This window comes from Jatrophihabitans fulvus, assembly GCF_054781375.1.
The window spans coordinates 325,687-350,163 of sequence record NZ_BAAGUN010000005.1 but is presented as its reverse complement, the minus strand read 5'-3'; the positions used below and the strand labels follow the sequence as shown (position 1 = coordinate 350,163).

Here is a 24,477-nt window from a genome sequence, read left to right as displayed (position 1 = left end):
CGAAACCCCGCCCTTCCTGTTGGGTGGCGCGGTACGCGGTTATGTGGCGCGAAATTCTGCGCCACAGACCGCGATTCCGCGCCACGGAACAGGAGTGAGGGTCAGCGCGGGCGGCGGACGGCGACGTCGGCCGCTCGCAGCGCGAGCGAGTCGTCGAGCGGTTCGAGCGCGGTGTCGGCGCCGCGGCGGGCGTAGGCGCGCTCGAGCAGCTGGTCGGCGAACACCGGGCTCTTCGCCAGCACCGGACCGTGCAGGTAGGTGCCGATCACGTTGTCGCGGACGGCGCCCTCGGTGCGGTCGGTGCCGTTGTTGCCCCGTCCGGCCTGGGTGCTGCCGAGCGGCTGCACGCCGGCGCCGAGAGTGGTGAGTCCGCTGTGGTTCTCGTAGCCGACCAACCGTCCGGCCGCGATGCCGTCGGACGTGTCGACCCAGTTGTTGCCGATGAGCCGTTCGGGACCGCCGTGGGTGACCACGTCGAGGACGCCCACACCCGGAATGCGGCGACCCTCGTGCGTGACGAACTCGTGCCCGAGCATCTGGAAGCTGCCGCAGATCGCCAGCATGACCACGCCGTCGTCGGCCATCGCCCGCAGCGTCGCGCCGCGCTGCTGGAAGTCGGTGCCGATGTCGCCCTGCGCGGCGTCCTGGCCGCCGCCACCGAGCACGATGTCGGCCTCGGACGGCATCGGGTCGCCGACGCTGACCGGGACGACCGTGACCGGACGCTCGCGCCACTGCAGCCGGCGCCGCAGCACGAGCACGTTGCCGGTGTCGCCGTAGATGTTCATCTCGCGCGGGTAGAGGTGCACGAGGGTCAGCACGGGCGTGGTCACGAGACCGCCTCCCCGATGCGCTGCAGCACCGCGTGCAGCGCCCACATCGCGGTGTAGGTGCTGAAGACGACGACCCGGCCGGACGCGGGGACCGCCCGCACCGCCGAGCGCAACGCCTTCTCGAGGTCGGGTTCGACCTCGTCGACCCGGACGTCGTCGTAGCGCAGCCGGACGGCCATGTCGGCCGCGCGGGTGCCCGAGGTCGACCGGCGCGACGGCAGCGGGGCGAGCGCCTGGAAGTCGACGTCCCACAGCCACGAGACGTCCCGGCCGTCGGCGTAGTCGTCGTTGATGACCACCACCACCGCGTCGGGGGCGCCGGCGTCGAGGGTGCGCAGCGACTGCCGGAATCCGGCCGGGTTCTTGACCAGCTGCAGCGTGACCTGCCGTCCGTCGACCGTGAACGACTGGCCGCGTCCGAAGGCGGGCTGCACGCGGGCGAGCCCGGCGACGACGGTCGCCTCGTCGAGGCCGACGGCGAGGGCGAGGGCGGCGGCGCCGCAGGCGTTCTGGGCGTTGTGCGGCCCCTCGGCGCGCAGCACCAGCTCGTGCTCGGGACCGTCGCCGACGCGCAGCGCCAGGGCAGGGTGCTCGGCCGACGGCAGTCGCTGCAGCTCCACGGCCGCGGGCAGGTCGGACACGTGCACCGGCCCGCCGTAGAGCTCCTCGTCGTTGGGGAAGGCCTCGCGCAGGGCACCGGTGACGCCGTAGTACGACACCGCCGCGGACGTCTGCGCCGCGAGCGCGGCGATGCGCGGGTCGTCGCGGTTGAGCACGACGTGCTCGGTGGTCGCCGCGGCGACCTTGCCCAGCAACCGGGCGGTGGTGTCGATCTCGCCGAAGCGGTCGAGCTGGTCGCGCATGACGTTGAGCAGCAGGCAGTGCCGGGGCTTCACCCGCTCGACGAAGCGGACCGCCCACGCCTCGTCGAGTTCGAAGACGGCGACGTCGTACGGCAACCGTCCGCCCCAGCTCGCATGCTCGACGGTGGCGGTGATGGCACCGCGGACGAAGTTGGAGCCGGTGTCGTTCGTGAGCACCCGCAGCTTCTCGCCGAGGACGGTGGCCACCATCTTGGTGGTGGTCGTCTTGCCGTTCGTGCCGGTCACCACGACGACGCCCTCGGGCAGTCCCGCCAGGGCCCGGGCGAGGAAGCGCGGGAAGACCTTCTCGACCACGAGGCCGGGCAGCGCGTTGCCACGGCGGCCGATCAGCCGCAGCGCGAGCAGCGTGAGCTTGCCCAGCCACACCGCGAGTACCTGCATGGCGACGACGCTACCGATCGGGCCCCGGACGCCGACGGGGCGCGCCACCCGGAGGTGACGCGCCCCGTCGCCGAGGTGCGGTGGATCAGCTGGCCGGGGCGAGAGCCTTCAGCCAGCCGGGGTTCGGGGCGCCGACGCCGGTGACGTTGTCGTAGCCCTTCGTGGTCGCGAGGCTGCCGTTCTCGCCGAACGTGCGCACCGAGTAGGTGAGCCCGTCGTCGGCGTTCTCGCCGTTGACGTAGTCGACGCGGACGTCGCCGGCCTGCGGCGGGTTGCCCTTGACGTCGGTGAACGCCTTCTTGCTGCTGTAGATCGTCGGGTTGAGCAGCCCGGCACCCCGACCGCCCGCCTGCTGCAGGGACAGCGCGGTGACGCCGGCGAACAGCGGCGACGCCAGGCTGGTGCCGCCGATGCGGTACTCGTCGTAGTAGACGCCGTCGGAGAACGTCTGCGTCTGGCCGACGAGCATGCCGGTGTTGGGGTCGGCGTCGAGGCCGACGTCCGGGGTGTTGCGGTACGGGCCCGCCACGACACCCTGCTGGTAGTCGGGCTTGTTGAACAGCGCCGACTGGCCGCCGCCGGCGCCGTACAGGTACCCCGCGGACGTCCAGCTCTTGCCGTCGGACGACAGGGTGTACTTGGTGGTGCCCCAGCCGGTCTGGAAGTCGATCGCGCCGGTCTGGCCGATCGCCGTCGAGGTGCCGCCGATGCTGGTGGCGTACGGGTCGGACGACGGGTAGTCGACCGTGCGGACGCCGGAGCCGGCAAGGTTGTCGCCGCTGTCGCCCGAGGAGAACATGAAGCTGATGCCCTCGGTCGCGCCCTGCAGGAAGACGGCCTCGTAGGCGGCGACGCTGTCGGCGCTCTCATTGGCCTCGAGGTCGCTCCACGAGTTCGTCACCAGCTGGCTGTCGTCGTCGTCGACGACCTGCGCGAGCGTGTCGAGGAAGTCGTCGTCGAAGCAGCTGGCGGCGCCGTAGTAGTGGATCCTGGCGCCCGGTGCCATCGCGTGCACGGCCTCGATGTCCAGCGTCTCCTCGCCGTACCAGCCGGACGGGTCGCAGTCCTTCTGGTGCGTGAACTTGGCGGCCTTGGTCTCGTAGTACTGGCCGGCCGCATACGTGCCGTCACCGTGGCGCGCGGCGTAGGTGTTGGCGTCCTTCTTCGCGGTGGGCGAGGCGTAGGCGTCGGTGATGGCGACGGTGACGCCGGTGCCGTCGAGGGTCGTGTCGCCCTCGTAGGCCGGACGCAGCTGCGGGCCGGTGTAGCCGCACGGCGCGTACGACAGCGTCTGGCCGCGGAACTTCGGCAGCTTGGTCTTGAAGTCGGCCTTGTACGTGGCCTTGACCGAGCCATAGGCGATCGAGCACGGCCGGGCGTTGCGGAAGCCCGCGGACGGCGGCGCCGCCTGCTTGCTGCTCGGGCTGACCCGCCTGGGCGTGGTGTCCAGACCCTTGATCGTGAGGATGCTGGAGCGCAGCGACGCGGGGACGGTGAGGCTCTTCGTCGGCGCCTGCACGGTGCGGCCGTCGTGGCGGAACCGGTCGAGCTGGGCGCCGAAGGCCTTGCGCGCGGCCTTCGCGCTGCCGGTGACGGTCACGTACCGGTTGTTGCCGCCGACGGCGCCGACCTTCAGGCCGCTGTCGCGCAGGTAGGACGACACCTTCGAGACCGTGGCCCCCGTCGGGTCGAAGCGAGCGTGGTACTGCGCGCTCGACAGGAACCGGTGGTACTGCGCGTTGCCCTTCGTCGAGACCGCGGTGGCGACCTGCTTGACGGCGTCGAGACCACCACGCGGCGCGAGGTAGACCCGGGCGTGCACGCGGGCGCTGTCGCTCGCGTGACCCAGGCTGCGCGCGTGGGCGGTCCAGGCGGGCTTGGTGTGCGGTACGGCCTGGGGCGACGCCGCTGCTGATGCATCCCCCGTGGCGGTGACCGAGGTGACGAGCGCCGTGGTGACGGCGACCATCCCCGCGGTGATGCCGCGCTTGTGCATGAAGCTCCTCCACATCCGATTGTTGTGCGTCTCTTACGCAACGCACATCGCACGACGCTAAGTCGGAATTGCGGCGTACGGGACGGCGCTCGCTGTCCACTTCGTGCCGTGCACGTTGTTGCACGCGGCAAGATGTTGCCTCCGTGTAAGAGATTTGCTTTACAACGCCTTCACGACCTCGCTAGCGTGTTCCGGACGGCGGGGGGGTCGGCCGTGTGGGTGGACTCGGCGACGGAAGGTCGACAGTGAAGACATGTGCCTGTGTTCGCGGCGTGCTCGGTCGTGACGCGAACCGGACCTGTGACCTCGAGGGCGGTGACCGCGACGTGCACGCGCCGGACGCCGTGACTGTCGACCGCTGCGAGGTGACGCTCGGGTGAGCGTCACCGACATGGACACGAACAGCCCCGCACTGCGGTCCGCGCGCCCGCGCCCGGGTCCCGCCCGGGACGGCGTGCCGACACCGCCTCGTCCCGAGGTCCGCTACATACCGATCCTGGACGTCGAGCGCGGGGTCGCTGCCGGCTACCAGGCCCAGGTGCACACCGACCCGGGCCGCCCGGCACCGTCGGGCCCGCCGGTGGCCCCGTCCGGGCCCGATCGCTCGGGCGAGACGACCGCGCACGCCATCCGCACCGCGCTCGCCGCGGTGCCGACGCTGCCGAAGCACACGTTCCTGACCCTGCCGGTCGGAGCCGACGTCGCCGCCCGACCCGCGGTGCGCGACGCACTGGCCTCGCGCGACTCGCTCGCCGGCGTGATCCTCGACGTCACCGGCTTCAGCGCCGGCCGTCCGGTCGGCGATCTCGAACTCGCCCTCGCCGAGTACCGCGAGCGCGGCGCCCGCATCGCCGTGGGCGGCAACGGCGCGGCGCAACCGGAACTGACGTCGATCGTGCGGCTGAAGCCCTCGTTGCTGCGGCTCGGGCGCGACTGGATCCGCGGTGTCGACAGCTCCGAGGCCAAGCGCTCGGCCGTCGAGGTCATAGGCCAGCTCGCCGGCCAGCTCGACGCGTGGATCCTCGCCGAGGGCGTGACGACCACCGCCGAGCTCCGCTCGCTGGCGGGGCTCGGGGTGCCCCTCGCCCAGGGCCCGCTCGTCGGCGAGGGCCGGCGGTTCTGGCCGTCCGCCGACGTCCTCGCCGGCCGGGCGCTGCCCGAGCTCACCACCGCGCGCGGAGATCGGCTCCGTCCGCTGCTGGAGCAGGCGTACACCACCCGGGACGCGGTCGCGGCGGGGTCGCTGCAGCCGGGGACGATCGGCTTCGACGTGATGGTCGTCCTCGACGGCGACCAGCGGCCCACCGCCGTGCTGGAGCACTCCGCCACCGGATGGGCGAACCACGACGTGCTCGTCGTGCCCGTCGAGACACCGGTCGCCGACACGGTCGCCCGCGCGATGGCGCGTCCCCGCGAGACCCGGTTCGGCCCTCTCGCCTGCACCGACACGGCCGGACGGTTCCTCGGCATCGTGCGCATCGAACGGTTGCTGGCCCACCTGAGCTCGGACGGGTCGACCGACACCCCCTGACCGCGGTCAGGGGTTTCACGTGAATCAGCGCAAAGTCTCGAGTCGCTCGGCGAACTCCAGCGCGGTGTTCGGACGGTCGGCCGCGGCGCCGCCGATCGCCCACCCGACCAGCTCCGCCGCCGCGGGATCGAGACCCGGGTCGACGGTCGGCGGCTGCGAGAACACCTTGCGCAGCGCGAGCATCGCGTCGCCGGACGGCAGCTCGCCGTAGAGGCCGGTGCCCGACAGCGCGCGGTGCAACGTGGCGCCGAGCGAGAAGATGTCGGTGGCCCGTGACGGCGCCGCCCCCTGCAGCAGGGCGGGGTCGGTGTACTCGATCGAGGTCACCTCGCCCATGCCGGTGACGGTGACGCCCGGTGCGAGCACGTGGCTCAGGCCGAGGTCGGCGAGCTTGGCCCCGCCCTCGTGCAGCAGCACGTTCTCGGGCTTGATGTCACGGTGGACCAGCCCGGCCTCGTGCAGCGCGTGGGCCGCGCGGCTGGCGTCCGCCACCGCGGCGATCGCCCGCGCCCGGTCGACGTGTCCTGCGGTGATCATCGCGCCGAGCGACCCGTCCGGCAGGTACTCCATCGCGTAGTAGAAGGAGTTGCCCTGCTGGCCCGCGTCGTACAGCGACACCAGGTAGGGCGACTGCACCGCGGCGAACGCGGCGAGCTCGCGCGTGGCGCGGCGGAAGACGTCCTCGGACGTCGGCCCCGACAGCACCTTCACGGCGACGAACTCGACGTCGACGGGCAACCGATCCGGCTTGCGCGCGACGAAGAACTCGCCGTGGTTGCCCCGCCCGAGCGACCGGACGAAGTCGTAGTCGGCGATGCCCGCACTGCCGTGGGTCGTGGTCATGACTGCCTCTCGATGGCATCGACGGGACGGCGGTCGCCGCCCGGACGGTCTGCGCCGGACGGCGGCGCGGCGGCGCCGTGCACGAACGGCACCCAGTCGGACAGGTCGTCGGCGGTGTCGTCCGGACGGGCCCGCGCGGCGAGGTGGACCGCGAGGTCGCCCTCGGTGCCGACGAGCAGGGCACCCGCGGGCGCCTCCGCGCCGACGACGACCTCGACCCCGCGCGCGGCCAGCTCCGCCGCGACTCCGCGTTCGCGGCGGGCGCCGCCGACGAGGTGCAGCGCAACGCCGTGGGCCGCGGCCAGGTGTGTCGCGACCTGCAGTGCCGTGGCGCCGTCCGCCCCCGCCTCCGCGCGGACGGCCACGCCCGCGGGCGTGCCCGGGGGCACGTCACCCACCGACACCCGTCGGGGCAGGCGCCCGTCGGCCGGCAGCGCGGTACCGGCCGGCACGACCACGAGGTCCGGATCGGCCGCGCGGATCTGTCGCGCGAGGTCCCCGGCGGGGTCGTCGCCGAACTGCGAGTGCACCGATGTCTCGACCCCCGGGAACGCCGCGGCGCGCGCGGCGAGGTCGTGCAGCTCGGTCATGTTCGCGGTCATGGCCAGCAGATCGGCGCCCATGCCGGTGCCGACCTCGAGCCGCGCCTGCCGCTGTTGCGGCAGCACCCGCGCGATGACCACGCGGGCGGTGCCCCGCGCGGCGGCGATGGCCAGCGCCACGTCGACGACCCGCTCCGGACGGTCGTCCTTGGCGGCGACGGCGAAGACGGTGTAGCGGCTGTCTCCGGCGAGAGCCGCGCGCTCGGCGTCGGCGATGTCGCGCTCGACGAGCCGCTTCGGGTAGATGACCGACAGCAACGGCCCGGTCATCACCGTGGTCACCAGCGCCATGACGACCATCAGCGAGAACAACGACTCGTCCAGCACCCCGATCTCGACGCCGACGGTGAGGATGACGATCTCGGTCAGGCCGCGCGTGTTCATCAGCGCCGCGAGCGCGCCCGCCGGACGTCCGCTGATGCCGGAGGCGCGGGCCCCGAGGTAGGCACCGACGAACTTGCCGCCGATGGCCACGCCCAGGATCGCCAGCAGCTCGACGACGGCGGCGACGTCGATCGTGCGCAGGTCGACCTTGATGCCCGCCACCACGAAGAACACGGGCAGCAGCAGCAGCACGCTCAGCTGCTCGAGCCGTTCGAGGATGCTGTGCCGCAGCTGCTCGCCGTCCTGGCGGGGCATGACGGCGCCCATGATGAACGCGCCGAAGATGAAGTGCACACCGAGCCATTCGGTGGCGGCCGACGACGCGAGCAGCAGCACGAGCACGATCGCGAGCAGGTCCGGTGTCAGCCGCGCCGCCTCGCGGAAGCGGGTGTTCACATAGCTCATCAGCGGACGGACGAGCAGCGCCATCACGATCAGGTACGCGGGCGACAGCAGCACGTGCCACTGGTCGTCGCCGTGGCTGCCGGCGACCGTGACCACGACGGCCAGCAGGCTCCACGCCGTGATGTCGTCGACCGCCGCTGCGGCGATGGTGAGGCCGCCGAGGCGGGTCCGGTGCATGCCCCGGTCGGTGAGGATGCGCGCCAGCACGGGAAAGGCCGTCACCGACATGGCCGCGCCGACGAACAGGCTGAACGCGACGGCGCCCCCCTCGTGGTCGTGGCGCGTGGCCAGCCACAGGCCGAGCAGGAAGCCGCCCACCATCGGCAACGCGATCGACCCGATGGACACCGAGGCGGCGACCTTCTCGCGGCCGCGGATGAGCTTGATGTCCAGCTCGTAGCCGATGATGAACATGAACAGCACGAGGCCGACGTCCGCGACCGCCGAGAAGGTGGGCCGCAGTTCCAGCGGGAACAGCGACTCGGTGAAGGACGTGCCGAACAGGCTCGGCCCGAGCGCGATGCCCGCGACGATCTCGCCGATCACCGGTGGCTGGCCGAGACGGCGGGCCGCGGCGCCGAAGATGCGCGCGAGCACCACGATCAGCGCCAGGACGGCGAGAAAGTGCGTGACGTCGAACATGGCCGTGCGCCTCAGGTGTTGGTGTGCGACTCGTAGCGGACGCGGCGCTGACCGAACCCGACCTCGGTGCCGGGCTTGACGGTCACGGGCACGCCCGGGGGCAACCGCCGCCAGGCCTGCTCACCCGGCACGAGGATGCCGGTGCCGTTGACCGAGTTCAGGTCGACCACGGTCACGTTCCACTGGTCGAGGCGGATGTGCACGTGGGCGCGCGACAGCGTCCCCTGCCGGTCGTCGACCCGCAGCGGACGGGCCGACCCGGACGTGACCGCGTCGTGGCGGTCGGGATTGCGCCCGATCACGTAGTCGGTCTCGAGGCTGAAGATCGTCCCGTCGTCGAGCACGAGCACCCCGAGCGGGGGCCGTCGTCCGGGCCGCGGGATCAACGTCAGCTGCGCCATCGAGATGCCGCACACCGCGCAGTACCGGGCCGCCGGATCGTTGAAGTGCCCGTTCTTGCAGTAGACGCCGAGCACCTTGACGCCCTCGTCCGCCACCGGGTGCGCCGCCGGGGCGACGTCCGGGGCCGGGGGCGGCAGCGGTGCGTCGACCACCGGCAGCGGGGCACGCTGCTCGACGGCCGGCGCGGCGGCCGGGAACAGCGACACCGACTCGAACGGCTGGCTGCGATCGACCTGCGCGGCCGGGCCGGGCTCGACGGGAGGCTGCGCGGAAGGCTCGACGGGAGGCTCGACGGAAGGCTCGACGGAAGGCTCCGCAGCGGGCACCGGCTCACGCAGGTGATCGGGCAGCGGCGGGGGCTCGGGGATCGTCTCGGGTTCGTCCGCGGGTGACGCCCCGGCGGCGTGAGCGGACGCCGGCTCCTCCGGAGCGGGCGCCGGGGGCTCGGGCGGCGGGGCGAGCGTGGGCTCCGACCCGTCGACGTACCCGTCGGTGTACCCGTCGGCGGACGAAGCCGGGTCGGTGCCCATACCCGTCGTCGACGGGGCAGGCGGGGGAACGGGGACGAGCCCCGCGACGGCGGGTTCCGGCGCGGCCGGGGGCTCCGGCGCAGCCGCAGGTTCCTGCACCTCGGCGGGTTCCGCGACCGCCGGCGCAGCCGCGACGGACGGGGGAGCGGCGACGTGCCGTCCCGGGGCGCCGTCCGGCACGTAGACCAGGCCGGCCGCGGGCACGACCCCGCCGTCGAGACGCGCCCAGTCGGACGTCGCGACCTCGGACGGGTCGCCCAGCCCTGCCCGCACCGAGACCAGGTCACCGGGCAGGATGCTGCGCACGCCGCCGCCGTCCTGGCGCAGGGCGAGCCGCTGCTCGCCGTACTGGGTGGTGATGTCGGCCCAGGCGTGACCGAAGACGGCCACCGCGGTGCCGCCGGTCGAGGCCGGCCCGAACGTGACACCCGCGAACGGCGCCTGGCCGACGGCCCGCTCGACGGCGGACGCGAGGTCGTTGCCGTCGCCGCCCGTCCGCCCGGCCTCGGCGTGCGCCGCCAGCGCAGCGGCGGTGAGGTCTCCGGCGGCGCAGAGGAGGACGAGGTCACGTGCACGCGCGAGGGCGCCGTCGCCCGGAGCGGGTCTGAGGCTCATGCACGTACTCGCTTCGCTCCGTGCGCGCACGAGACTCCCTGCGCGCGATGACATTGATTCGCTCGGCAGGCCTCGCTCATACGAGCCGCCCACCGAAGAAGCGCCAATGGATGTTGAACACGCGCATCGGACCGTTCACGAAGATCCACACTGCCATCCACACCACGATGAACAGCGGCCAGAAGAACCAGAACGGCGTGACGCCGATGCCCGCATCGGACAGTTCCTCGCGGCCCGCGTAGCCGGGCAGCACGCCCTCGTTGCTGAGCAGGTACACGACGATGCCCTCGGGCAGGAACGTGATGAAGCCGAAGAACGTCGGCCAGTCCTTCTCCCACCGCCACTGCATCAGGAAGTGGTAGATCACCTCCCAGACGACGCCGAGGATCGCGACCCACATGAGGGCGACGAAGCCGTCCTGCAGCCGGTACTTCCAGGGCACGTCCTGCCCGTTGATGCTGGCCGGGAGGATCGAGGCCATCACGAAGGTCCAGAAGGCCCCGATGGTGGCGAGGAAGAAGATCCGGGACTGGATCCGTCCGTTGAGTGTGGGAAGCATCGTCCGATTCCTAGATCTGCTTGTTCTTGGCCCACTTGAGCCACTGACTGACCGAGCGGGCCGGACCGATCTTCTTGCAGAACCCGCGCCGGGCGAGGTCGTCGGCGATCTCCTGCGCGGCGACCTGCAGGCCGAGGAACGTGTCGACGCCGGGGAAGTAACCGCCGAGCGTGGGCGACCCGGACATGTACATCGCACCCGGCGGGCTCGCCGTCCCCCGCAGCTCGAAGCTGCGCTCGACGTCCATGCGGCCCTTGGGGTTGCGGCCGGCGTTGCCGTGGTCGAGCAGGTCCTTGAGCACGCGGTGCTCGGCGACGTCCGCCTCGAGGCCGGTGCAGTCGATGACGAAGTCGGCGGCGATGTCGAAGACGCCGCGGTCGGTCTTGACCTTCGTGACGATGCGGCCGTCGGGGATCTTCTCCATCGACTCGGCCGTGCCCTGCAGCGTCTGGTACCAGTTCTCGGCGCGGCCCTTGTTCATCTGCGCCTGCCAGCTGCGGCGCCAGGGCGTGTTCGTGCCGCCCATCTCGTCGTAGGCGACCGCGCGCTCCTTGCCCTCGAGGCGCCGCATCTTGGACTTCAGCTGGCCGCCCCACACCGACTTCGGGTAGTTGAAGCCCTGGTAGGCGAAGCCGTTGCCGCCCTTGCGCCGGTTCCACGCGTTCTTGCCGTGCGAACCGGTGATGTAGGTGCGGAACAGGTGGACGATCGTCGTCTGCAGCCCGTACTTCTCCCGGTCGTCCATGAGTCGCTGCAGCACGCGGGAGGCGACGATGCCGCCACCACGGATGAGGACGGTGCCCGGCCGCGTCCGCAGTTGGTTGTAGACGTGCTCGTGGTCCTCGTAGGCGCTGACGACGTGGTGGAAGTCCTGGTGCTCGGTGCGGAAGGCCTGCAGGTCGGGCAGGTACTTCAACCCCGGGTAGCCGATCGCGATGTGCACGTACTGCGAGCGGTAGATGATGCGCTTCGTCTGTGTCGCGCCCTGTGGCGGCGTGAGAACGGTGAAGTAGCCGCCGCCCTGCCGGCGGCGCACCATGCGCACCTGCCCCTTGACCAGCATGTCCCAGTAGCGGATGCGCCTGGCCTCGCGCTCGAGGTGACCGAAGACCATGCCGGCCTTGGGCGTGTAGAAGTCACGCCACATCGGCTCGAGGAAGACGTTGATCGCCTGCTTGAGCGACTTGTCCCGCCACGCCTCCTCGATGGCGTACGACGGGAAGCCCCAGATGTTGTCCGGACGGGACGCGGAGTCCGACCGGATGCGCTCGGGGCGGGGGATCTGCGAGACGCGGGTCAGGTACTCGTACGTCTGCCACGGGTGGTCGATGTTCGACAGGATCTTGATCTGGTCGACCGGCACCCCGGCGATGCGCAGGTAGTCGACCGTCACGAACGAGCCGATGCCGCCGCCCACCGTCACGAACGGGACGTCCACGATCGGGATGCCGGCGCGCTGCACCATGTCGTCGGACCACCAGTCGGACTGCAGCAGCTCGTCGGTGAGGTCGCCCGGGCCGGCCTGCTGTCCCTGCGGCGGACGAGGGGCCTGAGGCGCGGGCGGGGCCTGCGGCGGCGGCTGGCCGGGTGCCCAGCCGGGCGTCCACCCGGGCTGCGGTGCGGGCTGGTAGCCGGGTTGCGGGCCGCCCGGCCCAGCGGCGGGAGGGGGCACCGGATGCTGACCGCCGGGGAACGGTGCGCTGCCCGGCGGTTGCTGGTACGACATGGTGCGACTCCCCACCTACTGATCCGGCGTCCTTCGAACCGGGTCGACGTAGCGCGGAGGTTATCCAACTCTCAGGGTTCCGGAAGGCCCTTTCTTTCGGACCTTTCGGGACGTTCGGGATCCCGGCGGACGAGTTGCCGACGGGGAGCGCTTCCCGGCGCGGCCCGGGCGGTGCGTGCGACCATGGGCGCACCCCCGCGCACCGACCGACGAACCCGACGACCCGGACCCGTGACAGGGAGCAGCACCGTGCCCGAGACCTTCGGCCGCTACGAGCTGCGCGGCCTGATCGGGCGCGGTGGCATGGGCGAGGTCCACCGCGCGTACGACACCGTCCGCGACCGGGAGGTCGCCCTCAAGCTGCTGCCGGCCCACCTCGCCGGCGACGAGTCGTTCACGACGCGCTTCCGGCGCGAGGCCCGCATCGCGGCACGGCTGTCCGATCCGCACATCATCCCCATCCACGACTTCGGCGAGATCGACGGACGGCTGTTCCTCGACATGCGGCTCGTCCGCGGCAAGGACCTGTCCGACCTGCTCGCCGACCGCGGACGGCTGCCGGCCGATCTCGCCGTCGGCATCCTCGGCCAGGTCGCGTCGGCGCTCGACGCCGCGCACGAGAGCGGCTTGATCCACCGCGACGTCAAGCCTTCGAACGTCCTGCTGACCGGTTTCGGCGGCACCGGACGGACCGACGCCGACGACACCCCGTTCGCCTACCTCGTCGACTTCGGCATCGCCCGGGCCACGTCGTCCGAGGGCACCCAGCTCACCTCGACCACCACGACGCTCGGCACGGCCGCCTATCTCGCGCCCGAGCGCATCGGCGGTCAGGTCGGCGACCGGCGGGTCGACGTCTACGCCCTGGCGTGCATGACCTACGAGCTGCTCACCGGCCGCAAGCCGTTCGAGGGCGAGTTGTTCGCGATCATGTACGGCCACGTGAACCAGCCGCCGCCGAGCCTGCTGCAGGAACTGCCCGGCTGCCCGCCCGGGCTCGACGCCGCCGTCCGGCGGGGGATGGCCAAGGACCCCGACCAGCGCTATCCCACGGCGGGCGAGTTCGTCCGGGACCTGCGCACCGCGCTGCGGGTGGCGGCCGTGCCGCTCGCACCACCGCCCGTGCCGCAGCCCCCGCGCAACGAGCCCACCCCGGTGCCGCCGCTCGAGATCCCGGGACGCCGGCCGGGAAGCGTCCCGCCCCGGACCGCGCCGGCCCCGGCCGACGCCGGGCCTGACGTCGAGCCGCCCACCCGAGCCGGCCACGCCGCCGGTGTGGACCCGCGTCCGGCACCGCCGTCCCGACCGCTGTTCGGCCCGGCGACCGAGCACCGGTCGACTCCGGCACCGCTGCCGCTGCGGCCCGACACCGGCAGCCGGTCCGGACGGCGCAAGCGCGGCTTCGCCGTCGCCGCGGCCGTGGCGGTCGCCGTCGTCGTCGCCGCTGTCGTCGCCGCCCTCTCGCTCGGCGGCGACGACTCGCCCAGCGCCGGCCCGAACCCCTCGTCCTCCGTCCGGACGACCGGCTCCCAGGGCGGCGACTTCCCGAGCGACGGTGCGTCGACCAGCCTGCACACCGGCACCGGGACCACCGCCGACTGGGCCGACTACCGGTCGTTCTCGCAGCTCGTCGGCACGAGCGACGGCGACACCGGACACGCCTACGGCAAAGCCGACTGCCGGCTGTTCGTCCCCGGTGACGCTGCGACGGTGGGGTACGTCAGCGCGATCAAGTGCACGCTTCCCGGCAGCACCACCACCTTCGGGCTGTCGCGCTACCGGACCGCGGAGCTCGCGCAGGCGCGGGTACGAGCACTGGCGCAACGGCGCTACGCGCTCACCAGCTGGGCGGTCTCGGGCAGCGACAGCCCGCGCGGCCTGACCTACACCGCCCCCCAAGGCGCCGCCGCCGACGTCGTCAGCACCGTCTGCGGGTTGCCGACGTACCTCGTCCGCTTCGGCAACGGCCTGGCCGGTCCGTCCGCCGCCGACGTCGCCGGCCTGTGGCGCGACGCGGCGTTCCCCGACGCCGTCCCTCCGGCGTGCTCGTCCGACTTCTCCGGCTCCAGCGGCCCCGCCCTGCAGGGCAGCGCGCAGGCGAAGACCACGGCGCCGCTGACCGGTGCCGCGGCCGAGGCCCTGCTGCGCGGCACCGGTGCCGGCGTGCAGGTGTCGTCGGTCCCGATCAGGGGCGGTTCGGACCTCGCCGCCTACGACCAGAAGGGCGCGATCACCTTCTACACGTCCGGACGCAGCGGGCTGGTCCGCGTCGGCGCCAGCAGGTACCCGTACGACACGTCGTTGGGAGCGTCGCCCGACGCGTCGGTCACGTCCGCGGCCCTGCTCACCGGCATGTCGCACGCGACGTTCGTCGTGAAGGGCGTCTTCAGCGGCGACAGCTCGGGCAACGCGGTGGCGTTCGCCTACAGCCCGCAGGCCGGGTGGGGTGTGGTGAAGGCCGAGTCGAACGGCAACCTGGCTCCGTCCGGCGAGCCGGTCGGCGACAACCGCATCGGGCTGGCGTACGACTTCGGGTTGTCGGGTGGGCAGCTCGTCACCACCGACTGCTCCGAACGGGCCGCGATCGCCGAGTGCGGCAGACCCGGCAACCAGATCGTGAAGTACTGGCGCTGGACGGGGTCCGACTTCGCGCTGGCCCGCCGCGAAGGGCCGTCGCGCTGAGCACGATCCCGCCCCCGGGGGACGACGAGCCCGCGACCGGGCCCGTCGCGCCGCCCGGCACCGGGCCGGTGTCACAGCCCGACCCCGGGCCGGTGTCACAGCCCGACCCCGGGCCGGTGTCACAGCCCGACCCCGGGCCGGTGTCACAGCCCGACCCCGACCTGCTGCCGCGCCGGTTCGGACGGTACGAGCTGCGCGCGCTGCTCGGCCGGGGAGGAATGGGTGAGGTCTACCGCGCGTACGACACCGTCCGGCGGCGGGAGGTCGCGGTCAAGTTGCTGTCGGGGGCGCTGGCCACCGACAGCACGTTCCAGACCCGCTTCGAGCGCGAGTCGCAGGTGGCGGCGCAGCTGGCGGACCCGCACATCATTCCGATCCACGACTTCGGCTCGATCGAGGGACGGCTGTTCCTCGACATGCGCCTCGTCGAGGGCGACGACCTCGCCGCACACCTGAAGCGGCGCGGTCGACTGCCCCTGCACGAGGCGCTCGACATCGTCGACCAGGTCGCGTCGGCGTTGGACGCCGCGCACCAGCGCGGTCTCGTCCACCGCGACGTGAAGCCCTCGAACGTGCTGCTCACCGGCGTGCCCGGCGGACGGCCCTTCGCGTACCTCGTCGACTTCGGCATCGCCCGTCCGATCGGCACGGACGGCAGCGCCGTCACGACCTCCAGCAGCGCTTTCGGCACCGCGGCGTACCTCGCGCCCGAACGCATCCGCGGCGAACCCGGCGACCCGCGCGCCGACGTGTACGCGCTCGGCTGCGTGCTGTTCGAACTGGTCACCGGCCGCCGGCCCTGGGACGGCGACATCTACGCCGTCCTCACCGGACACGTCACCCAGCCGGTGCCGAGCATCGTGCCCGAGGTACCGGGTTGCCCGCCCGAGCTCGACGCCGTCGTGCGCACCGCGATGGCCAAGCGTCCCGACGACCGGTACCCCAGCGCGGGCGCGTTCGCCCGCGCAGCCACCGACGCCGCTCGCGCCGCCACGACGGGTCCGGCGTACGGCGGGCCGCCGGTGCCGGTCACGCACCCGGGCCCCAGCTCACGACCGATGGCCGCACCGCCGACCGTCGCCCGGCCCCCGTCGCCGGGCATCGGCGACCCGTACTCCGCGCCCTGGACGGCCCCGCCGCCTCCGCCACCCTCCCCTCCCCGCCGCGGACGCGGCCTGCGGGTCGCGCTGGCCGTCGGTGCCGTGCTCGCACTGGCGCTGGCGGTGCTGCTGGTCGTCGTGCTGCCGGACGACGGGTCGCCCAGCGCCGGCCCGTCCCGCTCCGGACTCACGAGCGGCCGCCCGTCGCCGGGTTCGAGCGGATTGGTCACCGGCAGCGGGACGTCCGTGAGCTGGGCGCACTTCGCGTCCTTCTCGGCTCTGCTCGGCACCCGCGACGGTGATACCGCCAGCTCCTTCCAGGGTGCGACGTGCAGGCTCGGCCCGCGGACGAGCGACGACCCGGCCGGCCTGATCGAGGCGGTCCGATGCGCCAAGCCACAGGGCACGAACACGTTCTTCGTCGGACGTTTCGGCACCGCCGAGCAGGTCACCGCCTACCTGCGCGACGAACTGCGCACCGACGGCTACACCGCGCAGGCCTGGGGTCAGAACGGTGTGGCGCGCGGTCTGACGCTCGTGACACCGCCGCCGCGCACCCTCGACGACCCGGTCTCCATCGACACCGTGACGTGTGCGCTGCCGACCTACGTCGTGCGGTTCAACGCCAGCGACGCCAAGGTCACCGCCGACACCCTGCGCTCGGACGTGTGGGGCGCCGCGACGTTCCCCGATCTCGTGCCGCCGGGGTGCACCGGCGACTTCACCCGGACGTCCGGCGCGACCGGGTCGGCGGCGACCCCGGCGAAGTCGCAGGTCACCCTCGACCCGGGACAGGTCGACACCCTGCTGAGCCGCTTCGTCGGCACGGGCGACCGGACGACGTCGTTCCTTCCCGGCGGCAGCGAAACCATGATCATCGCCGGGGAGCCGTCCGGCGAGCTGGGCCGGTTGGAGTTCTGGACGGCCGACGCGCAGGGCCTGTCCTACAGCGGATACGACAACTTCCCCTACGTCCCCGGCACCGGCCTGGACACCTACACGTTGAGCGGCAGCGCGCTGCAGCCGCTGAAGGGCATGCAGCACTCGACGTTCACCTTCGGCGGCATCCTCACGAAGGGACGGCTCGGCACGCTGGTCTACACCCGGTCGGCGGACGGTGACTGGGGCCCGGTCGGACTCGTGGGCGCCACCGGATCGGTCCTGCGCACCGGCGCCCCCACCTCGACGATCTTCCGCACGGTGAGCCTGGCCGGCGGGGTGCTCACCACACAGCGCTGCTCGAGGTCGTTGCCGGTGGCGGCGTGCGAGACGACGGAGAACCGCGTGGGCGTGCAGTGGGCCTGGTCGGGCACGGAGTGGCGGGCGGAGAAGCGCTTCGGTCGACGGAGCTGACCGGGAGGTCGGGCAGGCTCGGCGTCGCTCGGCTCAATCATCTGTGTTCGGCGCTGCGCGCCTGCGACGCGTTCAATCGCCTCGGATGCTCGAGCAAGCTCGGCATCACTCGGCTCACTCACGCGTGGAGACGAGGGGAATCGAACCCCTAACCCCCGCCTTGCAAAGGCGGTGCTCTGCCAATTGAGCTACGTCCCCGGGGTGGACCTCAGCGTGAGGCGTCGGCAGTCGCCTCACGCCAGAGGGCCTCGGTGTGCGTCTGTGCCTGTCGCCTCCGCACGGCAGCGGCCGCGGCAGCAGCCGCGGCGGCGACGAGCAGGAGCGGCTTGGTGAGATGCACGGCTCGACGGTACCGCCGTCGAGCCGCCGGCGCCTGTGAGGCACCGGGACGCGGTGGGCCTGGGAGGACTTGAACCTCCGACCTCTCCCTTATCAGGGGAACGCTCTAACCGCCTGAGCTACAGGCCCGCGTGACGAGGATCGAGCTTATCCGCTCGGTCCTGCGTCGTGCACACCGGATACCCCCTGCCGCGCGCGACGGCGGGCGGGGCCCCGGCGTGCCGGTACTACCGTTCGGACAGCGTGACCTCGATACCGCCGACCAGGTCGGCGCAGAGGTTGTAGACGATCGAGCCGACCGTCGTCAGGGCAATGAACAGGACGATGTTCACGACGCCGATGACCGCGGCGCCGCCGAAGATCAGGCCCGGTGTCAGCTGGAAGGCCGACCCGTCGCCGTTCAGCGTGGCCAGCACGTCGTTGACCTTGCCGACGATGCCGGCGGCGTCGAGGACGCCGTACAGCACGCCGACCGTGATCAGCCAGACGAAGAACAGCGCGATCGACAGCACGCACGAGAACTTCAGGACCGTCCACGGATTGATGTGGCGCAGCTGCAGCCGGGCCCGCCGCGGACCGCGGTTGCGCGAACGGCCCCCGCCCTGCGACGACTTGCCCGACGCGGACGAGGTCCCCGCGGACGGGGTCGACGTGGTCGGGGCGTCGGCCCGCGAGCCGCTCACCGCGGTGCCGGTCGCCAGCGCCGGCATGGTGCCGGTGGGCGCGTCGGCCTGCACCGGGCCGCCGAACGCCGGGTCGTGGGCGACGGGTCCGCCGGAGCGGCCGTTGCCGGACCATGACCCGGACGACCCTGCCGCGGTGTCGCTGGAGGCGTAGCCGTTCGAGCGTGGCGCCGTCTGCCCGGTCTGGGGCGAGTGCGTCATGTCGTGAGCGTCCCTTCGGCGATTACTCCTGCCCGTCCGGCTCGTCCGCGTTGCGGGCGACGGCAACGACGTTCACGCCGTCGGGCAGGTTCATCAAGCGGACGCCCATGGTCTGTCGCTGTGCGCGACGCACCTCGGACGCCTTCGTGCGGATCACCACGCCATCGGAGGTGATGGCGTAGATCTCGTCCTTCGGGCCCACGGCGACAGCGCCGACGAGCCCCCCTCGGGTGGACACGATACGCGCGGTCAGCACGCCCTTGCCCCCGCGGCCTTGGACGGGATACTCCTCGATGCGCGTCCGCTTGGCGTACCCGCCCTCAGTGGCGACCAAGATTTCGGCGTTCTCGTCGTGCACGACCTCCATGGCGAGAAGCTCGTCACCGTCGTTGAACCGCATCCCGAACACGCCCGACGTGGCCCGGCCCATGGGCCGCAGCGTGTCGTCGTCGGCGGTGAACCGGATCGACATGGCCTTGCGGCTCACGAGCAGCAGGTCCTGGTCGGCGGAGATGAGCGCGGCGTCGATGAGCTCGTCGTCCTCGCGCAGGTTGATGGCGATGACGCCGCCGGAGCGGTTGGTGTCGAAGTCGCTGAGCTTGGTCTTCTTGACCAGGCCGTGCTTGGTGGCGAGCACGAGGTACGGGGCGACCTCGTAGTTCTTGAGCGTGATCACCTCGGCGATCTGCTCGTCCGGCTGGAACGCGAGCAGATTCGCGACGTGCTGGCCGCGCGCGTTGCGGTTCGCCTCGGGCAGCTCGTACGCCTTCGCGCGGTAGACCCGGCCCTTGTTGGTGAAGAACAGGATCCAGTCGTGCGTCGAGGTGACGAAGAAGTGCTGGACGATGTCCTCCTGGCGCAGGGCCGCACCCTGCACCCCCTTGCCGCCCCGCTTCTGCGAGCGGTAGAGGTCGGTCTTCGTCCGCTTCGCGTACCCGGTACGGGTGATCGTGACGACGACGTCCTCCCGGGCGATGAGGTCCTCCATGGACACGTCGCCGTCGTGGGGGATGATCTTCGTCCGACGTTCGTCGCCGTACTTCTCGACGATCTCGTTCATCTCGTCGCGGATGATCTGCCGCTGCCGGCCCGGCTTGGCCAGGATGTCGTTCAGGTCGGCGATCCGCGCTTCGATCTCGGCGGCCTCGTCGATGATGCGCTGCCGCTCGAGGGCGGCCAGCCGGCGCAGCTGCAGGTCGAGGATCGCAACGGCCTGGATCTCGTCGATCTCGAGCAGCTGCATCAGCCCGCCGCGGGCCTCGTCGGCCGACGGCGCACTGCGGATGAGGGCGATGACCGCGTCGAGCTGGTCGAGGGCCTTGAGCAGAGCGCGCAGGATGTGCGCCCGCTCCTCGGCCTTGCGCAACCGGTAGCGGGTGCGCCGGACGATGACCTCGACCTGGTGCTCGACGTAGTGCGTGACGAACTGGTCGATGCGCAGCGTGCGGGGCACGCCGTCGACGATCGCGAGCATGTTCGCGCCGAACGTCGTCTGCAGCTGGGTGTGCTTGTAGAGGTTGTTGAGCACGACCTTGGCGACGCCGTCGCGGGAGAGCTTGATGACGAGGCGCATGCCGATGCGGTCGGAGCTGTGGTTCTCGATCGCCCGGATGCCGGCGAGCTTGCCGTCCTTCACGAGCTGCGCGATCGAGTCGACGAGGTTGTCGGGGTTGACCTGGTACGGCAGCTCGGTCACGACCAGCTGGGTGCCGCCGCCGCGCTTCTCGTCTTCCTCGACCTCGACGACCGCCCGCATGCGGATCGAGCCGCGGCCGGTGCGGTAGGCGTCCTCGATGCCGTCGCGGCCGACGATCAGCGCCCGGGTCGGGAAGTCGGGACCGGGGATCAGCTCGATGAGCTTCTCGAGCAGCTCGGTGTCGGACGCGTCCGGGTGGTCGAGCGCGTACGCGACGCCCGCCGCGACCTCGCGCAGGTTGTGCGGCGGGATGCGGGTGGCCATGCCGACCGCGATGCCCTCGGACCCGTTCACCAGCAGGTTCGGGTAGCGCGCCGGCAGGATCGTCGGCTCGGTCGTGTTGCCGGCGTAGTTGGGGACGAAGTCGACGGTCTCCTCGTCGATGTCCTGGAGCATCGCCATCGCGAGCTGCTGCAACCGGCACTCGGTGTACCGGTACGCCGCGGCCGGGTCGTTGCCCGGTGAGCCGAAGTTGCCCTGCGGGTCGATCAGCGGGTAGCGCAGCGACCACGGCTGCGCCATGCGCACCAACGCGTCGTAGAGCGCGGAGTCACCGTGCGGGTGGTAGTTGCCCATCACGTCGCCGACGACGCGCCCGCACTTCACGTACCCGCGGTCGGGACGGAACCCCGAGTCGTACATCCCGTACAGGATCTTGCGGTGCACCGGCTTGAGACCGTCCCGCACATCGGGCAGCGCACGGCCCACGATCACCGACATCGCATAGTCGATGTAGCTGCGCTGCATCTCCGTCTGGATGTCGACCGGCTCGACCCGGTCATAAGGAGTGCCGGGCGGTTCGGTGGTGTCGGTCATCGGCTAGCCATCTTCCATTCGAGTCGCGCGCTGACGACGGCGTCCGCAGCGCAATCAGAGGTGACCACAGCGGAGGCGGCGGCCGGACGGGCCTCGTCGTGAGCGTGGATGGGACTGGCCCCCCGAGCGAAGCGAGGGGTGGTTGCGAACGACGAGGCCCGTCCGGCCAGAGCCGGATCAGATGTCAAGGAACCGCACGTCCTTGGCGTTGCGGATGATGAACGACCGCCGCGCCTCGACGTCCTCGCCCATGAGGACGCTGAAGAGTTCGTCGGCGGTGGCGGCGTCGTCGAGCGTGACGAGGCGCAGGATCCGGTTGGCCGGGTCCATGGTCGTCTCCCACAGCTCCTTGGCGTTCATCTCACCCAGACCCTTGTAGCGCTGGATGCGCTCGGTCTCGTCCTTGGGCAGCTTGCGGCCGTGCTCCTGGCCGTCCTTGATAAGGGCGTCGCGCTCCCGGTCGGAGTACGCGTAACCCGGCTCGCCCTTCGTCCACTTGACCTTGTAGAGCGGCGGCGCGGCGAGGTAGACGTGGCCGTTCTCGATGAGCGGCCGCATGAAACGGAACAGCAGCGTGAGCAACAGCGTCGTGATGTGCTGGCCGTCGACGTCGGCGTCCGCCATCAGGACGATCTTGTGATAGCGCAGCTTGGTGATGTCGAAGTCGTCATGGATGCCGGTGCCCAGCGCGGTGATGAGCGACTGGACCTCGTTGTTCTTGAGCACCCGGTCGATGCGCGACTTCTCGACGTTGATGATCTTGCCGCGGATGGGCAGGATCGCCTGGAACTGCGAGTCGCGGCACGACTTGGCCGACCCGCCGGCGGAGTCGCCCTCGACGATGTAGAGCTCGCTCTCGCCGGGGTCGGTGGAGCGGCAGTCGGCGAGCTTGCCCGGCATGCCGAAGGTGTCGAGCGCGTTCTTGCGCGCCAACTTGCGCGCCTGCTGCGCAGCCTTGCGGGCCCGCGCGGCCTGGGTCATCTTCGTGACGATGGTCTTGGCCTCGGACGGGTTGCGGTTGAACCAGTCCTCCAGCCACACGCGGCTCGCCTGCTGCACGAACGTCTTGGCCGACGAGTTGCCGAGCTTCGTCTTGGTCTGACCCTCGAACTGCGGTTCGCCGAGCTTGATCGAGATGATCGCGGCCAGGCCCTCGCGGATGTCGTCACCCGTGAGCCGGTCGTCCTTGCTGTCCTTGATCATCTTCTTGTCGATGGCCCAGGCGTTGACCACGCCGGTGAGCGCGGCGCGGAAGCCCTCCTCGTGCGTGCCGCCCTCGATGGTCGCGATCGTGTTGGCGAACGTGTGCACGCTCTCGGCGAACGACTTGTTCCACTGCATCGCGATCTCGATCGACATCGCCTTCTCCTTGTCCTCCTCGGAGAAGTAGACGACGTCCTTGTGGATCGGCTCCTTGTCGCTCGTCCGGTTGATGTGCCGGACGAAGTCGGCGATGCCCTCCTTGTAGCAGTAGGTGAGCTCGCGGGCCTGCTTCGGCTTGGCGGCCTTGGCCTCGCCACCGGCGGCGATCTGGGAGTCGTCCTCCTCGACGATCTTCTCGACGCGCTCGTCGCGCAGCACGATCGTCAGGCCCTTGTTCAGGAAGGCGTACTCCTGGATGCGGCGCCGGATCGTCTCGAAGTCGTAGTCGGTGGTCTCGAAGATCGCCGGGTCGGCCCAGAACGTGACCGTGGTGCCGTGCTTCGTGCTGGCGGCACCCTTCTTCAGCGGCTCGGCCGGCTTCTGGTCGACGTAGGGCTGCGACCAGACGAAGCCGTCGCGCTCGATCTCGACCTCGAGGCGGTGCGACAGCGCGTTGACGACCGAGACGCCGACGCCGTGCAGACCACCGGAGACGGCGTAGGCCTTGCCGTCGAACTTTCCGCCCGCGTGCAGGACGGTGAGGATGACCTCGACCGCCGGCTTCTTCTGGGTCGGGTGCATGTCGACGGGCATGCCGCGGCCGTTGTCCTTGACCCGGACGCCGCCGTCGGCCAGCAACGTGACCTCGATGCGGTCGGCGTGGCCACCGAGGGCCTCGTCGACGGAGTTGTCGACGACCTCCCACACCAGGTGGTGCAGGCCCCGCGCCGAGGTGGAACCGATGTACATGCCAGGACGCTTGCGCACCGCCTCGAGGCCCTCGAGGACCGTGATCGAGCTTCCGGTGTACGCGGGTGCGCCCTTGGTGGACTTGCGGGCCGGGGCCGTCGCGGCTGGAGCAGCCGTCGGGGCCGTCGGGTTCTGCGGGTCGGCAGCGGAGGTCAAGGGACCTTGCCCTTCTCGCGGGCGGCAGCTGCCCGCGTCTCACGAACCCGGGGCGGACGGCGACGCGAGTCGCAGCGCGCACCCCGAGGATTGTCGGATCCCAGTCTAGTCCCCCACGCCGACGAAACGGCCCGCCACGCGCGCTGAGAGCGCCACTGAGCGATTCGAGCCCCTGGCGCGGGGGAGCCCACATCAGCGCGCGTTGTCAACCCTCAAGGGCACGTCTGGGGATTCACGGACGAACGTTGCCGTGCGGCGGGCCGCTCAGCCGTACGTGTCGCGCGGGCCGCGGTGACCGCGCACGGTGCGGTTGCCGTGGCGCCAGCTCGGTGCCGCCGGACCGGTGATGATCAGTTTCGTGACCGTGTCGGGGCCGAGTTCGGCCACCAGCCGCGCGAGCAGGCGCGAGGACAGCAACCGCAACTGGGTCGCCCACGCCGTCGACTCGGCCGCGATGCGCAGCTCGCCGGCGTGCAGCGACTGCGGGTGGGCGTGCGCCGCGATGTCGGCGCCGACGAGGTGCTCCCAGTCGGAGAACACACGGGCGTCCGCGAGCGGTCGTTCCCAGCCCTGGTCGGAGACGAGTCCCGGGACGAGGGCGCCGATCGGCTGCGGATCGCGCTCGGGGTCGGGCCCGGGGCCGGAGTAGCCGCCCCGGTTGCGGCCGGTGGGCGAGGCGCGGCCGGACAGGTTCTCGCGGCGGGTGCGGGAGCGCGCCGAGCGGCCGGGCCCGCGGCGCCGCGAACTCGCCCGTACCGCGTCGAGCACCGAGCGGGCGAGGTCGGTCTCCCCGTCGACCGCGGCGGGATCGGTCTCTCCGCGGCCGCCGTCGTCGCCGCTCGTGTCGCCGCTCGTGCCGCCGTCGGGATCGCGGACGTCGGCGTGGCTCACAGCATCGGGGCGTTCGTCCACCGCTTTGTCCACAGGCTGATGCCCGATTTGGGTGGCGTGTGACACATTGGCAGCCCGTGACCCGGGACCTCGGTCGGTTGTGTCCACAGCCGGG

At 71.6% G+C, this 24,477-nt stretch carries 16 protein-coding genes and 2 tRNA genes; 3 read left to right on the top strand and 15 right to left on the bottom strand.

The genetic code is table 11. The annotated features are described in order from the left end of the window. Nucleotides 1-101: 101 nt before the first annotated feature. The 3 genes from ACYVP9_RS17825 to ACYVP9_RS17815 form a co-directional block, all read right to left on the bottom strand. Nucleotides 102-833 (bottom strand): type 1 glutamine amidotransferase, encoded by a 732-nt coding sequence (locus ACYVP9_RS17825; RefSeq protein ID WP_460606262.1) that lies wholly within the window; start codon nucleotides 831-833, stop codon nucleotides 102-104. Next, nucleotides 830-2,098, bottom strand: a complete 1,269-nt coding sequence (locus ACYVP9_RS17820) for a MurT ligase domain-containing protein (RefSeq protein WP_460606261.1) — start codon at nucleotides 2,096-2,098, stop codon at nucleotides 830-832. The genes ACYVP9_RS17825 and ACYVP9_RS17820 overlap by 4 nt, the downstream gene beginning before the upstream one ends. Before the next feature lie 85 nt (nucleotides 2,099-2,183). Next, nucleotides 2,184-4,094: a S53 family peptidase gene (locus tag ACYVP9_RS17815; RefSeq protein WP_460606260.1), complete on the bottom strand. Its 1,911-nt coding sequence runs from the start codon at nucleotides 4,092-4,094 to the stop codon at nucleotides 2,184-2,186. Between the two features lie 376 nt (nucleotides 4,095-4,470). On the opposite strand from ACYVP9_RS17815, the gene ACYVP9_RS17810 reads away from it, so the two are divergent. Further along, nucleotides 4,471-5,625 carry an EAL domain-containing protein gene (locus tag ACYVP9_RS17810; RefSeq protein WP_460606259.1) on the top strand — a complete coding sequence of 385 codons (1,155 nt, stop codon included), beginning with the start codon at nucleotides 4,471-4,473 and terminating at the stop codon, nucleotides 5,623-5,625. Nucleotides 5,626-5,649: 24 nt separating this feature from the next. On the opposite strand, the gene ACYVP9_RS17805 is transcribed toward ACYVP9_RS17810, so the two are convergent. The 5 genes from ACYVP9_RS17805 to ACYVP9_RS17785 form a co-directional block, all read right to left on the bottom strand. Beyond that, on the bottom strand, nucleotides 5,650-6,468 hold the full coding sequence (locus tag ACYVP9_RS17805; RefSeq protein WP_460606258.1) for a serine/threonine-protein kinase: 819 nt from the start codon (nucleotides 6,466-6,468) through the stop codon (nucleotides 5,650-5,652). Then, entirely contained in the window at nucleotides 6,465-8,501 is a 2,037-nt protein-coding gene (locus ACYVP9_RS17800) for a cation:proton antiporter (protein ID WP_460606257.1), read from the bottom strand. Before ACYVP9_RS17800 ends, ACYVP9_RS17805 begins: the two co-directional genes overlap by 4 nt. Nucleotides 8,502-8,512: 11 nt before the next feature. Then, nucleotides 8,513-10,048 (bottom strand): FHA domain-containing protein, encoded by a 1,536-nt coding sequence (locus ACYVP9_RS17795; protein WP_460606256.1) that lies wholly within the window; start codon nucleotides 10,046-10,048, stop codon nucleotides 8,513-8,515. A 76-nt stretch (nucleotides 10,049-10,124) separates the two neighbouring features. After that, nucleotides 10,125-10,607, bottom strand: coding sequence for a hypothetical protein (locus ACYVP9_RS17790; RefSeq protein ID WP_460606255.1), 483 nt, complete (start codon nucleotides 10,605-10,607; stop codon nucleotides 10,125-10,127). A 10-nt stretch (nucleotides 10,608-10,617) separates the two neighbouring features. After that, the gene (locus ACYVP9_RS17785; RefSeq protein WP_460606254.1) at nucleotides 10,618-12,333 is read right to left on the bottom strand and encodes an FAD/NAD(P)-binding protein; all 1,716 of its coding nucleotides are present in this window, start codon (nucleotides 12,331-12,333) and stop codon (nucleotides 10,618-10,620) included. A 249-nt stretch (nucleotides 12,334-12,582) separates the two neighbouring features. On the opposite strand from ACYVP9_RS17785, the gene ACYVP9_RS17780 reads away from it, so the two are divergent. Beyond that, nucleotides 12,583-15,015 carry a serine/threonine-protein kinase gene (locus tag ACYVP9_RS17780; RefSeq protein ID WP_460606253.1) on the top strand — a complete coding sequence of 811 codons (2,433 nt, stop codon included), beginning with the start codon at nucleotides 12,583-12,585 and terminating at the stop codon, nucleotides 15,013-15,015. Nucleotides 15,016-15,155: 140 nt separating this feature from the next. Then, the gene (locus ACYVP9_RS17775) at nucleotides 15,156-17,468 is read left to right on the top strand and encodes a serine/threonine-protein kinase (protein ID WP_460606252.1); all 2,313 of its coding nucleotides are present in this window, start codon (nucleotides 15,156-15,158) and stop codon (nucleotides 17,466-17,468) included. 125 nt (nucleotides 17,469-17,593) lie between these two features. Here the strand turns inward: ACYVP9_RS17775 and ACYVP9_RS17770 are convergent. From ACYVP9_RS17770 to ACYVP9_RS17740, 7 genes are all read right to left on the bottom strand, one after another. Then, nucleotides 17,594-17,666: transfer RNA gene (locus ACYVP9_RS17770), tRNA-Ala, on the bottom strand. A 10-nt stretch (nucleotides 17,667-17,676) separates the two neighbouring features. Beyond that, a complete protein-coding gene (locus ACYVP9_RS17765; RefSeq protein ID WP_460606251.1) occupies nucleotides 17,677-17,808 on the bottom strand; it encodes a DLW-39 family protein in 132 nt (43 codons plus the stop codon). 54 nt (nucleotides 17,809-17,862) lie between these two features. Then, nucleotides 17,863-17,936 (bottom strand) — tRNA-Ile (locus ACYVP9_RS17760). A gap of 98 nt (nucleotides 17,937-18,034) precedes the next feature. Next, nucleotides 18,035-18,691 (bottom strand): DUF3566 domain-containing protein, encoded by a 657-nt coding sequence (locus ACYVP9_RS17755; RefSeq protein ID WP_460606250.1) that lies wholly within the window; start codon nucleotides 18,689-18,691, stop codon nucleotides 18,035-18,037. Between the two features lie 22 nt (nucleotides 18,692-18,713). Further along, the gene (gyrA, locus tag ACYVP9_RS17750; RefSeq protein ID WP_460606249.1) at nucleotides 18,714-21,203 is read right to left on the bottom strand and encodes a DNA gyrase subunit A; all 2,490 of its coding nucleotides are present in this window, start codon (nucleotides 21,201-21,203) and stop codon (nucleotides 18,714-18,716) included. Nucleotides 21,204-21,380: 177 nt separating this feature from the next. Continuing rightward, a complete protein-coding gene (gyrB, locus tag ACYVP9_RS17745; protein ID WP_460606289.1) occupies nucleotides 21,381-23,360 on the bottom strand; it encodes a DNA topoisomerase (ATP-hydrolyzing) subunit B in 1,980 nt (659 codons plus the stop codon). A 375-nt stretch (nucleotides 23,361-23,735) separates the two neighbouring features. Next, nucleotides 23,736-24,383 carry a DciA family protein gene (locus ACYVP9_RS17740; RefSeq protein WP_460606248.1) on the bottom strand — a complete coding sequence of 216 codons (648 nt, stop codon included), beginning with the start codon at nucleotides 24,381-24,383 and terminating at the stop codon, nucleotides 23,736-23,738. Nucleotides 24,384-24,477 lie beyond the last annotated feature (94 nt).